Origin of the sequence: Lacibacter sp. H375, assembly GCF_037892425.1 — a bacterium.
GTDB lineage: Bacteria > Bacteroidota > Bacteroidia > Chitinophagales > Chitinophagaceae > Lacibacter.
In genome coordinates, this window is the sequence record NZ_JBBKTT010000001.1 from 387,934 (window position 1) to 402,768 (window position 14,835).

At 39.9% G+C, this 14,835-nt stretch carries 14 protein-coding genes; 7 read left to right on the plus strand and 7 right to left on the minus strand.

Annotated elements, in window-relative coordinates:
- Window positions 1-23: 23 nt before the first annotated feature.
- The 5 genes from WG954_RS01680 (at window position 24) to WG954_RS01700 (ending at window position 6,033) form a co-directional block, all read left to right on the plus strand.
- The gene (locus tag WG954_RS01680) at window positions 24-494 is read left to right on the plus strand and encodes a DinB family protein (protein ID WP_340432984.1); all 471 of its coding nucleotides are present in this window, start codon (window positions 24-26) and stop codon (window positions 492-494) included.
- A 149-nt stretch (window positions 495-643) separates the two neighbouring features.
- The gene (locus tag WG954_RS01685) at window positions 644-2,707 is read left to right on the plus strand and encodes a ComEC/Rec2 family competence protein (protein ID WP_340432986.1); all 2,064 of its coding nucleotides are present in this window, start codon (window positions 644-646) and stop codon (window positions 2,705-2,707) included.
- Window positions 2,708-2,772: 65 nt separating this feature from the next.
- Entirely contained in the window at window positions 2,773-4,275 is a 1,503-nt protein-coding gene (gene purH, locus WG954_RS01690) for a bifunctional phosphoribosylaminoimidazolecarboxamide formyltransferase/IMP cyclohydrolase (protein ID WP_340432988.1), read from the plus strand.
- Window positions 4,275-5,279 (plus strand): DMT family transporter, encoded by a 1,005-nt coding sequence (locus WG954_RS01695; RefSeq protein ID WP_340432990.1) that lies wholly within the window; start codon window positions 4,275-4,277, stop codon window positions 5,277-5,279. The genes purH and WG954_RS01695 overlap by 1 nt, the downstream gene beginning before the upstream one ends.
- A gap of 19 nt (window positions 5,280-5,298) precedes the next feature.
- Window positions 5,299-6,033 (plus strand): pseudouridine synthase, encoded by a 735-nt coding sequence (locus WG954_RS01700; protein WP_340432993.1) that lies wholly within the window; start codon window positions 5,299-5,301, stop codon window positions 6,031-6,033.
- Window positions 6,034-6,074: 41 nt separating this feature from the next.
- Here the strand turns inward: WG954_RS01700 and WG954_RS01705 are convergent, their stop codons facing one another.
- The 7 genes from WG954_RS01705 to mutY all read right to left on the minus strand — a co-directional run bounded on the left by WG954_RS01705 (window position 6,075) and on the right by mutY (window position 13,067).
- Window positions 6,075-7,364, minus strand: a complete 1,290-nt coding sequence (locus tag WG954_RS01705; RefSeq protein WP_340432995.1) for a polysaccharide deacetylase family protein — start codon at window positions 7,362-7,364, stop codon at window positions 6,075-6,077.
- Between the two features lie 8 nt (window positions 7,365-7,372).
- Window positions 7,373-8,749 carry a LutB/LldF family L-lactate oxidation iron-sulfur protein gene (locus tag WG954_RS01710; RefSeq protein WP_324230699.1) on the minus strand — a complete coding sequence of 459 codons (1,377 nt, stop codon included), beginning with the start codon at window positions 8,747-8,749 and terminating at the stop codon, window positions 7,373-7,375.
- Between the two features lie 10 nt (window positions 8,750-8,759).
- Complete coding sequence (locus WG954_RS01715; RefSeq protein ID WP_340433000.1) at window positions 8,760-9,356, minus strand: DUF3109 family protein; 597 nt, start codon at window positions 9,354-9,356, stop codon at window positions 8,760-8,762.
- A gap of 62 nt (window positions 9,357-9,418) precedes the next feature.
- Window positions 9,419-10,024 (minus strand): gliding motility lipoprotein GldD, encoded by a 606-nt coding sequence (gene gldD / locus WG954_RS01720; protein ID WP_340433003.1) that lies wholly within the window; start codon window positions 10,022-10,024, stop codon window positions 9,419-9,421.
- 20 nt (window positions 10,025-10,044) lie between these two features.
- Window positions 10,045-11,391: a gliding motility-associated protein GldE gene (gldE, locus tag WG954_RS01725; RefSeq protein WP_340433004.1), complete on the minus strand. Its 1,347-nt coding sequence runs from the start codon at window positions 11,389-11,391 to the stop codon at window positions 10,045-10,047.
- A gap of 65 nt (window positions 11,392-11,456) precedes the next feature.
- A complete protein-coding gene (locus tag WG954_RS01730) occupies window positions 11,457-11,888 on the minus strand; it encodes a single-stranded DNA-binding protein (protein WP_340433007.1) in 432 nt (143 codons plus the stop codon).
- Between the two features lie 63 nt (window positions 11,889-11,951).
- Window positions 11,952-13,067 carry an A/G-specific adenine glycosylase gene (mutY, locus tag WG954_RS01735; protein WP_340433009.1) on the minus strand — a complete coding sequence of 372 codons (1,116 nt, stop codon included), beginning with the start codon at window positions 13,065-13,067 and terminating at the stop codon, window positions 11,952-11,954.
- Between the two features lie 184 nt (window positions 13,068-13,251).
- Here mutY and WG954_RS01740 point away from each other — a divergent pair, with 184 nt between their 5' ends.
- Window positions 13,252-13,578: an HU family DNA-binding protein gene (locus WG954_RS01740; RefSeq protein ID WP_324230693.1), complete on the plus strand. Its 327-nt coding sequence runs from the start codon at window positions 13,252-13,254 to the stop codon at window positions 13,576-13,578.
- A 65-nt stretch (window positions 13,579-13,643) separates the two neighbouring features.
- Window positions 13,644-14,549, plus strand: a complete 906-nt coding sequence (locus tag WG954_RS01745) for a tetratricopeptide repeat protein (RefSeq protein ID WP_340433011.1) — start codon at window positions 13,644-13,646, stop codon at window positions 14,547-14,549.
- The last annotated feature ends 286 nt before the right edge of the window (window positions 14,550-14,835 follow it).

Sequence of the window (14,835 nt, forward strand, 5' to 3'; positions counted from 1 at the left end):
GCTAATCTTCTTAACTTAGAAGAATGAAAAGCGAAGTACAATCGATCATCAGCAATCTCGAACGAGTGTTAACCGGTCAGCCATGGTATGGTGAAGCAGTAATGCCCATGCTGCGCAAAATTCATCCGGCAGTAGTGTACATCAATCCAAAGAATTCACATGCAGCCATTGAAATATTGTATCACATGATCAATTGGGCTCAGTTTACATTAAATCGTTTGCAACGAATCCGGGAAGAAGACCTTATTGATTCAGAAGAATCGGATTGGCGTACCATTGATCCCAAAAAACATACCTGGGAAAAAGGATTGAAAGAATTTGAACAACTGCACAAACAGATCGTAACTGAATTACAAACCAAAGACGATTCGTTTTTAAAAGAAATGGTTGATTACCGGGAATATAACTTCCGCTTTCTCCTCAATGGATTGATACAACATAATATTTACCACCTCGGTCAGATCGCCTACCTGAAAAATCTATTAGGCGAATAATATAGCTCACAGATTGCACAGATGTTTACAGATTTTGGTATCTCATCCGTGTTTGCTGTGAAATCAGTGAGCAACTCTCTTGCAAAAAAGGGTTAAATCCCCCTGTCCTTTCGAAATGTCAGTTGCTATTTTGCCGGAAATAGTTGCTAATGATCCCTGTCTGGAAAAACATCCCCTTCCTACGCATTATCATTCCATTTAGTGCCGGCATTTTAGCAGGCTGGTATTTTTCGTTGCATTGGCAAATTGCTTTGATCGCAGCAGTAGTTGCTCTCCCATTCTTTCTTTACCTGCAGTTCAGCGGCGAACGAAGCCGCTTTTATAACAGTTGGCTTGATGGTCTTTCCTTCAACATCATTTTCATTTCACTTGGCATTGCACTTGTTTGGTTACAACAAAAACCACATCAACCAAACTGGACAGGGCATTTTTATAAAGAAGGGGATGCTGTGCAACTGCGTTTACTGGAACCATTAAGTGAACGGGAGAAAACGTATAAAGCACTTAGTGAGATAACCGTTGTTTATCATCAGCAAAAAGCAAGAAAGGTAACAGGCAGGGCAATGATCTATTTTCGAAAAGATAGCATTGCCCCTTCTTTACAATATGGTGATGTAATTCTTGTGCGCAGCAATTTGCAGGAAATAAAAAATGCTGGCAATCCAGGCGGGTTCGATTATAAACGATATGCATTGTTCAATGGCATCACCCATCAACTGTTTGTAAAATCAAACGAGTATAAAAAATTACCGCAACAACAAACATCCCTCTTCTATAAAAAAATGTATGAGTTCAGAAGTTATATTCTGCAAACCATCCGTAGGTATGTAAAAGGCGATATGGAAAGCAGTATTGCAGAAGCGTTACTCATCGGCTACCGTGATGATCTAGACAGGGACCTAGTGCAGGCATACAGCAACACAGGTGTTGTACATATCATTGCTGTTAGTGGAATGCATCTTGGTTTGATCTATGGCTTATTGATGTTTCTTTTAAAAGGTTTGAACAGAAACAAAAGGCTGAAAATAATAAAAGCTGTTTTGATCATTACATTGTTGTGGCTGTTCAGTTTATTGACCGGGGCAAGTGCATCTGTGTTAAGAGCTGTTCTTATGTTTACTGCGATCGTTGGTGCAGAAGTAATCGACCGCAAAGGAACTATTTACAATAGCATGGCAGCATCAGCAGTTGTATTATTACTCTTTAATCCGTTTTTGTTGTGGGATGTAGGTTTTCAATTATCATACGCTGCTGTGTTAAGTATTGTTCTTTTCATGAAATCCATTTACAACTGGTTTGCCATTCAAAATAAATTATTAGATGGGCTCTGGAAATTAAATGCATTGACGCTCTCTGCACAAATATTAACCTTGCCTCTTTGTATGTATCATTTTCACCAGGCTCCAACATTATTTCTTATTACGAATCTTGTAGCAGTTCCATTATCAAGTCTAGTGTTATATGCTTTGATCTTATTGATGGTTGTTTCTCCATTCGTCGCACTTGCAAATGCAGTTGGTTGGCTCATTACAAAAATGCTTTGGCTCATGAATCAATTCATTCTTTGGGTCGATCATTTTACGTTTGCCGTAGTGGATGGTATTGAGCACTCGCCTGTTCAAACCATTTTGCTATACCTCATTATTGCAGGATTGGGTATCTGGCTTATTCAAAAGAAAAAAGCAGCATTAAAATTTACGCTTTTCTTCATCGCAGTTTTCTTCGCTGTTCAATTCTATTATCAGTATGCAACTTCAAAGCAACAAAAATTGGTGGTGTATAATTTATCGCAACACACGGCCATTGATTTTATGTTGGGGAAACGATATTACTTTAACGGAGATTCAGTTTTGCTACAAGATGGTTTTCTTCGAAACTTTCACCTCAAACCCTCCCGCATTGCTCATCGTACCTATGAGCAGCCCAACATCAACTCAAATAATGCATGGACGATCAACAATAAAACCATCATACACATCAACCAATCGTACCGCTACGATTCTACTGTAAAGATCACTGCCGATGTGGTCATCGTTTCCAACAATCCCAAACTTTACCTCAATCAATTGCAAAAAACGATCAACTGTAAGTTGCTTGTGTTCGACAGTTCTAACCCGCAATGGAAGCTCAAGTACTGGAAAACCGATTGCGAAAAGCTCGGCATCCACTATTTCTGCACAAGTGAGCAGGGCGCTTTTGTGATGAACCTGTAGAGGCTTACCTTTGCCGCTTCTAAAACAGCACGCCACCTCTGTGGCCCAAAAACTCTCTCCTCGTTATGAAGAAAATTCAATCGGCACTCATTTCAGTTTTTTACAAAGACGGACTCGATTCATTGGTAAAGCTCCTGCACGAGCAAAACGTAACCATCTACTCTACCGGTGGTACACAACAGTTTATTGAAAAACTCGGCGTTCCTGTAGTGCCTGTTGAAAATTTGACGAGCTACCCATCTATTTTGGGTGGTCGTGTAAAAACATTACATCCTTCAGTGTTTGGCGGTATTCTTGGCAAACGTGACGATGAACAGCATTTGGCTGAAATGAAGCAATACAATATTCCTGAAATGGATCTCGTGATCGTTGATCTTTATCCTTTTGAAGAAACCGTTGCTTCAACTACTGATGAAAAAGCAATCATTGAAAAAATAGATATTGGCGGACCATCGATGATCCGTGCCGGTGCAAAAAATCATAAAGACGTAGTAGTATTAGCAGCGAAGAAAGAATATGCAGTATTGGAAGGTATTCTTCGTGAACAGAATGGCGAAACAAGTTATGAGCAACGTCGTGCGTTTGCCATCAAAGCATTTGATGTGTGTACAGCATACGACACCGCAATTTCTAATTACTTTCATCAATCAGCTGTTGAAACACCTTTTAACAAAGAAGAAAAGATCATGCGTTATGGTGAGAATCCGCACCAATCTGCACGCTTCTTCGGCAATCTTGATGAACTTTTTACACAATTAAACGGCAAAGAACTTTCTTATAATAATCTGGTTGATGTGGATGCTGCAGTGCAACTCATCAAAGAATTTACCGATACAACCTTCGCCATCATCAAACATACCAATGTATGTGGTGTTGCACAACGTGCAACAGTGAAAGACAGTTGGGATACTGCACTTGCTGGTGATAATGAAAGTGCATTTGGTGGTGTATTGGTTTGCAACGGCGAAATTGATAAAGCAACTGCCGAAGCCATCAATGAAATTTTCTTTGAAGTGTTGATCGCTCCTTCATTTGCAGCTGATGCATTGGAAGTATTAAAGTCGAAGAAGAACCGCATCCTGTTGCAACTGAAACAACAACCGAACGTAAAAGAACAATACAAATCATTATTGAACGGCGTGTTGGTACAAGGCTTAGATGAAGGCAACTATACCGAATGGAAAGAAGCTGGTGGCAGGGAAACAACTGCTGCTGAAAAAGATGATCTCACTTTTGCCAACCTCATCTGCAAACATTTAAAATCGAATGCCATTGCATTGGTGAAGAATAAACAACTGGTTGGTAAAGGTTGCGGACAAACAAGTCGCATTGATTCACTTCGTCAGTCTGTTGAGAAAGCAAAACAGTTCAACTTTGATCTCACAGGTGCAGTTATGGCAAGTGATGCATTCTTCCCGTTCAATGATTGTGTGCAGTTAGGTCATGCAGCAGGTATTGTTGCATTTATTCAACCGGGTGGTTCTATCCGTGACAATGATTCAATTGAATATTGTAAACAAAATAACCTGGCGATGGTAATCACAGGTATGCGTCACTTTAAACATTAATGCCCAAGCTCGACATCAATAAAGCATTCAACTATTCTGCTGATACAATAAAAAGTCTATCAGTATTTAATCCTTTGACTATTCATAAAAAAGGAACCAAAGCAAAAGCTGTTTTTGCTTTGGCGGTTGTTTGCATTTTGTGGGGCACTACATGGATCGCTTCAAAAGAAGGCGTTCGACATATGCCTGCAATACAGTTAGCAGGTATTCGTCAGTTACTTGGTGGTATCTGTTACATGATCTTCTTTTTGATCAAAGGAGCAAGTTGGCCAAAAGCAAAAGATCTGTTACCGTTATTCTTACTTTCTTTTTTAAATTTTGTGATGAGTAACGGGCTCAGTACATGGGGTCTGAAATATATTTCATCGGGCCTTGGTGCGATCATGGGCGCTATCTTTCCTTTGTGGTTGGTGATCATTGGCTTGTTTTCTTCAAAAAGTAAAATTCCATCCAATGCAGTACTTGGGTTAATGATTGGCTTTGGTGGTGTTTGCATTATTTTCTATGAACACCTGGCTGATTTCTTTAACCCTGATTTCCGCTTTGGTATTTTTCTTTCACTGATCGCTACTTGGACATGGGCCTTCGGTTCACTTTATACCAAGAAACATGCGGCGCAGTTCAATCCTTATTTTGGGTTAGGTTTTCAAATGCTCATTGGTGGCGCAGCATTATTAGGCGTATCAACTTTTGATAAAAGCTTTTTACCCTTTACAGAAATTCCAACTGCTTCATGGCTTGCAATCGGCTACCTGGTAGTGTTTGGTTCCATCATTGCCTTTGTATGTTATTTGTATTCATTGCAACGCTTGCCAACAGAGCAGGCAAGTATTTATGCTTACATTAACCCAATTGTTGCTGTGCTTCTGGGTGCGTTGATCTTTGATGAAAAACTTACACTCACATTAACAATTGGCGGGTTGGTAACATTGCTGGGTGTTTATCTTGTAAACAAAGCATTTAAACGCACGGCTGAAGAGCAACGTGAAGTGCTCGACAATTAATCCTGCTTACATTTACTCTATGGCCGAAGAAAAGATCAGTTTAAATAAATACATCAGTGCAACAGGTTACTGCTCACGCCGTGAAGCAGATAAACTGATCGACCAGGCACGTGTAGTAGTGAATGGCAATATTGCTTTAGCAGGCACAAGGGTTTCGTCTAAAGACAAAGTTTATATTGATGATGAATTGCTGAAGGTAAAATCAACAGCCAAGCAGGATCAGTTTATTATTGCTTTCAACAAACCGTTAAATATTACTTCTACTACTGATGAGAAAGACCGCACAAATATTATCCGCTTCATCAATCACCCTAAACGCATTTTTCCAATTGGAAGATTAGATAAAGATTCAGAAGGATTGATCTTCCTTACCAACAATGGCGATATCGTTAATAAGATTTTACGTGCAGGGAACGAACATGAAAAAGAATACATCGTTACGGTCAATAAAAAATTAACGCCCGACTTTGCTGCAAAGATGAGCAACGGTGTACATATTCTCAATACTGTAACACTACCTTGTAAAGTACGTACATTAAGCGGCAAAAGCTTTTCCATCATTCTCAAGCAAGGATTGAACCGTCAGATCAGGCGCATGTGTGAAGCATTTGATTATGAAGTAGTGAGTTTACGACGTGTACGCATCATGAATATTCAACTCGGGAATATTGCAGTTGGCAAATGGCGTTACTTAAGTGATCCGGAAATGAAAGAGTTGATGCAAATGCTGGAAGGTTCGAAGAATGAGCAGTGATGAGTGATGAATAATCAGTGATGAGTTTGTTAGCGTACTTCTTACTTAGTACCTCGTACTTCTGCTAAAAACATTTCATACATCTCCCTCCATCCTTTAAACATCGGATCTGTTCCCAGCATGTGATTATGAAAGATGGGGATGAATGTGCCGTTTACCTTTTGCACTTCACTGCAAAGATTTTTCATTTCCTCTAATGCTTCTTCAGGTGAATGATGTAATTCATAGAATGAATTTGCTTCCATGTATGCAAACGGATGAACACACAATGCAGTTGTTTCTCCTTTTTCCAGATCGTACCATAAAAACGATTGCGAAGTTGATGCTCGAAAACCATTCACTGTTCCATAGCCCATGCTGTATTCATCTTTAAATCCATTTGCAAATAATGTACGATAGGAATGTGGCAAATGAAAATGGATATAATGATTGCGTGTTGCAGTAATTGCTTTCCTGCTGATGATTTGTAAAGTTGCTTTCTCCTTTTTAAGTAACGTTACATTCACAGCGCTTTGTTTGGATGGATGTAAAGCAACTTCTGCCTTAGCAGCTGTTGAATGAATCAGTTGCCGTAATGCTGTCTTCTTTGGTAAAATGTTTTTATCGTATTCGCTGTTACGTTCTGCCAATAAGAAAAAGTAGATCGGCTCTAATGCATACTGCTCATGCAATTGCTGCAACCAGTCATATGAATCAAATGGATCTTTTTCTTTACCACTAAAAACATGTAACCGTTTTGTAATTGTTGACGGATGAGTTATTGCGGCAGCAATACTTCGCAACCAGCCTTTGTGTTTGTAACTCCAGGCTATATCAATATCGTAAGTGGGGAGGAAGCGGAATGATGAGTGATGAGTGATGAGTGATGAGTTGTGCTCCTTGAGTTTTGCTTCAAGCTTCATCAACCATACATCAATAATCGGCTGATGTAAGAATCCTTCTTTCCAAGCTAATGAATTCCAATGTGCATAGCGTCCGTATTCATCCGGTTCGTATTCAAGATATTCTTCGTAACGGGAAATGAGATAGAAGATTGCCGAGAAAATATCAAAACCTACATCATCATTTGTTTCATAAAATGCCTTTACACCTTCCCATTCAAAACAATTGATCCGTTGTTTTCGGATATCGTGTTGCTGTAATAAACCTGTTGATTGGATAAAGAAAGAAGTCGTATCAATACGATCACCTGCATAAACAACCTTCACATCATTGCTTTGTTGAAACAACTCTTTATCATCTGTTACAGCTACTTCAATCTGCCAACGCTCATTCAGCAGTTGAAGAATGTAACTGATGCGGGGCCTGATATGCGGAGTGTAAACAAGCATGTTTGAATTTACTGCCCGTTTCGTTCACGCCAAAGTTGATTGAAACTTTTTTCAGGGAAATGCATTTCGCCACGGTGGCGTGTCCAATCTTTCACAAATTTATTGATCATCCAGCTACGCATTTTACTGCTACCGGTGTTCATGAGCTTACGACTGAGCGATACTCTTTTCCAAACCTTCCATGCCATGCGTTCGCCAAAAGATGCATAACCTTCTTCCACAGCTTCGTACCTGTTCTCTAATAATAATTCGTGCAGGTTGATACGCATCGGACAAACTTCAGTACAGTTACCACATAACGATGACGCATAACTGAGATGTTTGTATTCTTCCAAGCCACTGAGATGCGGTGTTAATACTTTACCGATAGGGCCACTATAGGTTGTACCATAACTATGCCCGCCAATATTTTTATACACAGGGCAAGCATTTAAACAGGCGCCACAACGAATGCAGTATAAGCTTTCTCTTGTCTTTGGATTCTTCAATACGTTTGTTCGTCCATTATCCAGCAGGATCACAATCATTTCTTCCGGACCATCCTTCTCTCCCGGTTGTTTCGGACCCAGCACAATACTGTTGTACACTGTCACATTTTGCCCGGTACCATACGTTGAAAGTAATGGCCAGAACAAACCAAGATCGTTCATGCTGGGTAATACTTTTTCAATGCCAACAATTACGATATGTGTTTTTGGAAATGCACAACTCAATCTTGCATTGCCTTCGTTTTCTGTAACAGCAATGCCACCCACATCTGCTAAAATAAAATTGGCACCTGTTACACCAACTTCGGCTTGTACATATTTTTCACGGAGAATTTTGCGTGCAACCAATGTCAGTTGTTCTGGTGTTGCTTTTGGATCGGTTCCCAATTTATCTGCAAACAACTTTGCTACATCTTCCTTGCTTTTATGCATAGCGGGTGTAACAATATGATACGGCGGTTCATCATCCAGTTGTTGAATGTATTCGCCGAGATCAGTTTCTACACTTTCTATATTATGTTTGGTAAGGAAATCGTTGAGATGAATTTCTTCCGTTACCATACTCTTGCTCTTCACCAAAGTTTTGCAGCTACGTGCTTCACAGATCTTTAAAATTTCATCACATGCCTGCTTTGCATTTTCAGCCCAGATTACTTTACCACCCCTGCGTGAAAATTGCGATTCAAATTCTTCCAGTTGTTGATCAAGAGTTTCTAATGCACGCCACTTTACATTCTTGGCTCGTTCACGTGCTGTGAGTAATTGTGTGAACTGCAGTTTACCTTCCGGCACTTTTGCATTATACTTTCCAATATTAAAATTGATTGTACGACGATGATCAAGGTCAGCAGCCTTAATGGTGCTCTTTGCAATAAATTTATCTGCAGTCTGGCTCATTTGATTAAAGTTACTTCTTTGCTTCCTTCGATGTATAATACTGATCTGCTATTTGTGTTAGCACTTCATAAAAATCTTCGCCGTATTTGCGAATGATGGCTTCTTTCAAAAACACGTAGACGGGTACTTTCAGTTTTTGTCCGTTCAAACAACCGGGGTTACACATCTGGTCTCTCGGTTCATAATTCACATACTGCTGTTCTGTGTTTTTACTCTTACTGATTTTGATGGGATAAAGATGACAGGAAATGGGCTTCTTCCATTTTAATTCACCGGCATAGTATTGTTGTTCAAATGAACACTTCACAATTCCTTTTTCATCTACCAAACCATACGCACACATACCATTACTGATGGTGGGTGTTACCCAGCCAAATTCCTGGTCGTATTGATAAAGACCATCACGCTCAATTACTTTTCGTCCTTCTTCTGTGAGCAAGTGTTTTACTTTTTCAAACCCTACAATCACTTCTTTCAACTCATCGTTTGTGAGCGGTGCGCCTGCATCACCATCTACGCAGCAGCCACCTTTACACTTGTTAAGGTCGCATACAAACTGTTCCTCCACCACTTCATCACTGATGTAGATATCATCAATTACAATCATGGCACAAAGATACGGCCGTACAGCAGAAACTTATTAGAGAGAATTCAAGAGAGAGGGATAGGTCAATTTCTCCATTTCAATGTCTGAATCAGATGTTGCATATCCTTATACAGGAATTGCTCTACCGGTTGAATAGAATCGTAGTTTGGTGTTGCGTCAAAGTACAAGGCACCACGTAAGAAATGCTTGCTGCTGTCGGTTACAAAAAACTGTTTACCGGTTGCAGCATTTCCACCCACGTCAAATATAAATCCGTTTACACCAGCTTGGCCTTTCACCGGAATTTCATCAATGGAAGTTGCTTTTAAACTGTGCTTGCTGGTCATCTTAAATGCATCCTGCACAAGTGCATCAAATTTATTTTCCCCACCAATCAATTTGTAACTGATGTGAATACGCCCTGCCAGTTCAGGAAAGTCAAGATTCACCCAGTAAGGATTTTCTGCCTTTGCTTCAAAGAAAGTGCTATCCTTCAACACTTTTCCATACGCAGGGTATTCGAAAGTGTAGGGATAACCCGGTTCATCAAATAACACATATTTCTTTTCGGGAAAATCAATTTGAAAATATCCCTTTGGCCTCGGACGTGGATCGGAGTTGCAGGCAATTAAAACAAGAACAGAAAGAAGAAGATAAAAAGCACGAGATACAAAGTATGAGATACGCAAATGCATTTGTTTCATCTTGATCAGTCAAGGGGTTTAATGGTCACTTTTACTTTTTCAATACGGTTACGGCTTACTTCCTGAATAGTAAATTGGAAATCGCCCGTTTCAAGTACGTCACCAACTCTTGGTAAACGCTCTGCCAGTTCTAACACAAGCCCGGCCAGCGATTCACTCTCACCTTTCACTTTATCAAACGTATCGGCAGGAAGATTCATTGTGCGGCACATATCATGCACAATGGTTCTGCCTTCAAAAATGTAGTTATTCTCATCAATCTTTTTGTTCACGCTTTCATCATCATCAAACTCATCTTTTATTTCACCAATAATTTCTTCCACCACATCTTCCATTGTTACAATGCCGCTGGTGCCGCCAAATTCATCAACCACAACTGCAAAGTGAATACGTTTCTGTTGAAATTCTTTCATCAGATCATCAATGAGTTTTTGCTCAGGCACAAAGAACGGAGTACGCATCAGTTGCTGCCAATGAAAATCATCAGCATCATTAAGATGTTGCAACAGATCTTTTGTTTGAAGAATACCAACTACTTCGTCTAGATTATTTTTATAGATCGGCACACGACTGTAATGCAACTCCTGCACACGTTTCACTACATCCTGGAATGGAGTTTTATATTCAATGCCACTCACATCAAGTCGTGAACGCATCACCTGTTTCACCGTGATGTTGCTGAAATTCTGAATGCCCTTTAAAATCTGTTTTTCTTCAACCGTAGCTTCATCTTCACTCATCAGGTCAATGGCATAATCAAGTTCTTCTGATTTTAAAGAAGATTTTTTCTGATACTTCGATATTCTTTTTTCAATGCCATCAGTATAACCGGCTAACCATCCACCTGTTGATTTAAAAATGGGATAAACAATTGCATCGATCCACCAACTTGCGAAATAAGCAAAGAAAATATTGTTTTGCGATGCCCATACTTTCGGCAATGTTTCACAAAACAAAAGTATTAATGCAGTAATGGCTGTTGCTTTTAAAATAAACTCAACCCACCATAAATTGTGACGGAGGCTAAGTGCTTCATCAATTAAAAAGTTGGTGAGAAAAATAATTCCCAGGTTGAATATCACATTTGCAGCCATCAAACTTGCCATCAACACTTTTGGTTCTTCAAGCAGGTTTACGATACGGCGTGCAGGTGCATCGGGTTTTGTTTTTATTACATTCAAATCTTTATAACGAAGCGAAAAGAATGCTACTTCTGCACCACTTACAACAAATGAGAAAAAGAGCAGGATGAGAAAAAGGATAACCAGTAATGTTAACCCCTGGCTGTTAATTGCCAGTAACACAGGCTTAATCGACAATACAAAAGAAGTGCTGACGTGCTGATAATCCAAAGCATCAAAATTAAGTGAACAATGTACCGCTGTACCGGCAAAAATAAACAACGCAACGGTATTTCCTAAAATGGAAGGTCGGCACTTGGTTCTCCAATTGGTGGCAAATCGTCGCCATGATAACCACCTATTTGTTCCGGCGAATCGGGTTTTCCCATACCATCAGCTCTCTTATCAAGCATGATGAGATTGTCACCCACAACTTCAGTTGCATATTTCTTAACGCCTTCTTTGTCTTCCCAACTACGTGTTTTCAAACGTCCTTCAATATAAACAAGGCTTCCTTTGTGCAGGTATTTCTGTGCTAACTCTGCAAGCCCTCTCCAGAGAACTACAGTGTGCCATTCTGTTTGGCTCACCAGTTTTCCGGTGCGGTCTTTAAACGTTTCAGTTGTAGCTAATGGAAATTTAGCAACGGCAATGTTACCTTCTAAAACCTGAACGTCAGGTTCTTTTCCAAGGTTGCCAATAAGCATCACACGGTTAACTCCTCGCATACGTATAAATTTTAGTTCTGAATGATTAGATCATGGCCAGACCCGTCTGTCACTCCTTCTAAATTACGTTTTTTGCTTTACTGTTGTATGCTTCGCTGCAAATAATTCAAGAACACCTGCTTTTAAAAAATCATTTAACAATTTGGGAAAAGGTAACTGTTTTAATTGGCTTGCCGTTTTCCATTCCCAATCCTGCGGTATTGTTTGCTTTCCTTTTAACTGAACCAATACAGTATTCCCATAAATGAGTTGATGACTTAATTGTTGTTTGATGGGTTTGCTGGCAGATAAAACTGTAAATGATTGTTTGATGTTACAGCTTTTGAACCATGCTTCTATTGATGAAGTATCCGCCTTCTTCCATTCTTTCTCCGTTTTATATTCTTCGTTTGGAAATTCATAGAGGTTCCCCCACACATCTTTCCCAATTCTTTTTTGCACTGCAAATGCTCCGTTCAATTCCAGGATATAAAACCTGAACCACCTGTTGCGAATTTTATTCTTCTTTTCTTTTACCGGCAATTCATTCACAATACCTTTTTCGAAAGCAATGCATTTGGGTTTCAGATTACAATTGCTGCAATCGGGAAGATCGGGTTTGCAAACTGTTGCACCAAAATCCATGATAGCCTGATTGTAAGCAGCCGGATCAATTGTATCAAGACATTGTGTTGCCAGCAGCTGAAACTGCTTCTTCCCTTCTGTGCTGTCAATTGGCGTATCAATGCCAAAAAAACGGCTTAAAACTCGAAACACATTTCCATCAACAACAGCGTGCGGCAAACCAAACCCAAATGAAGCAATGGCAGCAGCGGTGTATGGACCAACGCCCTTTAACTCAATGATGGTTTCGAATGAATCAGGAAACTTTCCATTTAATTCAAAAGCAATGAATTGGGCAGTGCTGTGCAGGTTACGACAACGGTTATAATAACCAAGTCCCTCCCACAGCTTATACACTTCTTCCAAGGGAGCATTGGCCAGATTTTGAACAGTTGGATAATGATGTACAAAGCGTTCGTAATATTTCCAACCCTGTTCTGCACGTGTTTGCTGCAGAATAATTTCGCTCAGCCAAATGCGGTAAACATCTTTTTCGCCTTTCCAGGGAAGTTGCCTTTTGTTTACTGAATCATGCCAGTGAAGTAATTTTTGTCGAAAATAATTTGATCTGTTCATATCATTTTTATTCCTCAAATACCCAGTACGCCTGCAAAATAACAGCAATAAGCCCTAACAACAGCCAGCCATTTTTTGTTCATAATCAACCAGTTACTAAAAAAAAATGGCCGATATGTTTCATTTTTTGGAATTTATTCAGGATATTAGACCAATAATAACCAGAACCCTTAAATTTTTACGCATGCGAAAAGCAGATCTTGTGAACCAAATCTCAGAAAAAACAGGCATTCCAAAGGTGGATGTTCTCGTTACTCTTGAAACAATGTTCAAAGAGGTAAAGGATTCTCTTTCTGCGGGTCAGAATATTTATATCCGTGGCTTTGGGAGTTTTATTACGAAGAAACGTGCAGCCAAAATTGGCCGCAACATTAAGCGTAACACGGCTGTTCATATCCCTGAACATTATATTCCTGCTTTTAAGCCAGCAAAAGAATTTGTGCAGGAAGTTAAGACCAGTTATAAAGGTGGGGCAGTGAGTGACGATGGCGGGGACGATGACGAAAGTTAAATACGCAATGGTAAGGTATTTAATGCCTTACTTCCTGTAGCTTTGCACTTCAATTTTTCTGAAGCGTGAACAGGCAACAAATTATTTATGTAACTGCTGCAATCACAGCAGTTTTTCTTTTGTATTTTTTCGGACGTACCGTTCCAAAAAAGGTAGAAGATGATCATGCTGGCCATGATCATTCTAATACCGCTGCGCCGGCAACTGCCCCTAACACTCAGGCTGTTACTCTCGACTTCCCCACTATGCTTGGTCTTGCCAAGAAACGTTTGAATGCCCAGCAGTTACAAAAAGTAACCGAATGGGAAAACTCAGTGGTGAGGGGCGATGTAAAAAATCAACAGATCCAGGTTTATCGCAAGCTTTCTGCCTTTTGGATGGATACCATTGGTGCATTTGTGCCTTACGCCAAATACATTGCAGAGGCTGCTAAGTTGGAAAATTCAGAGAAAAACCTCACCTTTGCAGCCCATTTGTTTTTAAGGGAGCTGCAAACAGTATCGGAACAACCGTTGCAGGTTTGGATGGCCAAAGAAGCAAAAGAGTTATTTGAAAAGGCATTAGCATTAAATCCTTCGAACGATTCAACCAAAATTGGTCTCGGCAGCACTTACTTTTTCGGTGGTGCTGGTGATGAGCCTCCAATGCGTGGAATTGCTTTGATTCGTGAAGCTGCGGAAAAAGATCCGCAGAATGCATTTGCCCAATATATGATGGGGGTTGGTTCAACCATCAGCGGACAATGGCCAAAAGCGATTGAACGATTCGAAAAAGTGCTTGCACTTGAACCACAGAACCTGGAAGTGATCCTTCGTTTGGCCGATGCTTATAAAACCAGTGGTGATAAAGTAAATGCCAAAAAGAAATACGAGATGTTTTTACAAACTGTAAGATCACTTGAAACACAGGGGAAATTCAGGAGCAGTCCTGAAATGATGAAACAGATAGAAGAACAGATAAAGTTATTATAACCATATTTTTTAAAAAACGTAAAACGTATTAAACATGCCTTGCGGAAAAAAGAGAAAGCGTCATAAAATTGCGACGCACAAGCGTAAGAAACGTCTTAGAAAGAACCGTCATAAGAAGAAGAATAAATAATCTTCTGAATTGAACGGAGTCCCGCTTGTAAACGGGACTCTGCTTCGCTATGGCCATTGCAGAAATTTGTCTGCTTGCTTGTATACATCTGCTGTACAGTGGCCTCCTTCCTTCTGATCAGGTGAAGTAGCATAGTTCAATTTAAAAGACGTTTTG

What these genes read in the sequence shown, in the direction of transcription:
- WG954_RS01715 (WP_340433000.1), bottom strand. Translation starts at nt 9,356, where the DNA reads ATGATTGTAATTGATGATATCTACATCAGTGATGAAGTGGTGGAGGAA.
- purH (WP_340432988.1), top strand. Translation starts at nt 2,773, where the DNA reads ATGAAGAAAATTCAATCGGCACTCATTTCAGTTTTTTACAAAGACGGA.
- WG954_RS01700 (WP_340432993.1), top strand. Translation starts at nt 5,299, where the DNA reads ATGGCCGAAGAAAAGATCAGTTTAAATAAATACATCAGTGCAACAGGT.
- mutY (WP_340433009.1), bottom strand. Translation starts at nt 13,067, where the DNA reads ATGAACAGATCAAATTATTTTCGACAAAAATTACTTCACTGGCATGAT.
- WG954_RS01705 (WP_340432995.1), bottom strand. Translation starts at nt 7,364, where the DNA reads ATGCTTGTTTACACTCCGCATATCAGGCCCCGCATCAGTTACATTCTT.
- WG954_RS01695 (WP_340432990.1), top strand. Translation starts at nt 4,275, where the DNA reads ATGCCCAAGCTCGACATCAATAAAGCATTCAACTATTCTGCTGATACA.
- WG954_RS01685 (WP_340432986.1), top strand. Translation starts at nt 644, where the DNA reads ATGATCCCTGTCTGGAAAAACATCCCCTTCCTACGCATTATCATTCCA.
- WG954_RS01740 (WP_324230693.1), top strand. Translation starts at nt 13,252, where the DNA reads ATGCGAAAAGCAGATCTTGTGAACCAAATCTCAGAAAAAACAGGCATT.
- WG954_RS01730 (WP_340433007.1), bottom strand. Translation starts at nt 11,888, where the DNA reads ATGCGAGGAGTTAACCGTGTGATGCTTATTGGCAACCTTGGAAAAGAA.
- WG954_RS01710 (WP_324230699.1), bottom strand. Translation starts at nt 8,749, where the DNA reads ATGAGCCAGACTGCAGATAAATTTATTGCAAAGAGCACCATTAAGGCT.
- WG954_RS01680 (WP_340432984.1), top strand. Translation starts at nt 24, where the DNA reads ATGAAAAGCGAAGTACAATCGATCATCAGCAATCTCGAACGAGTGTTA.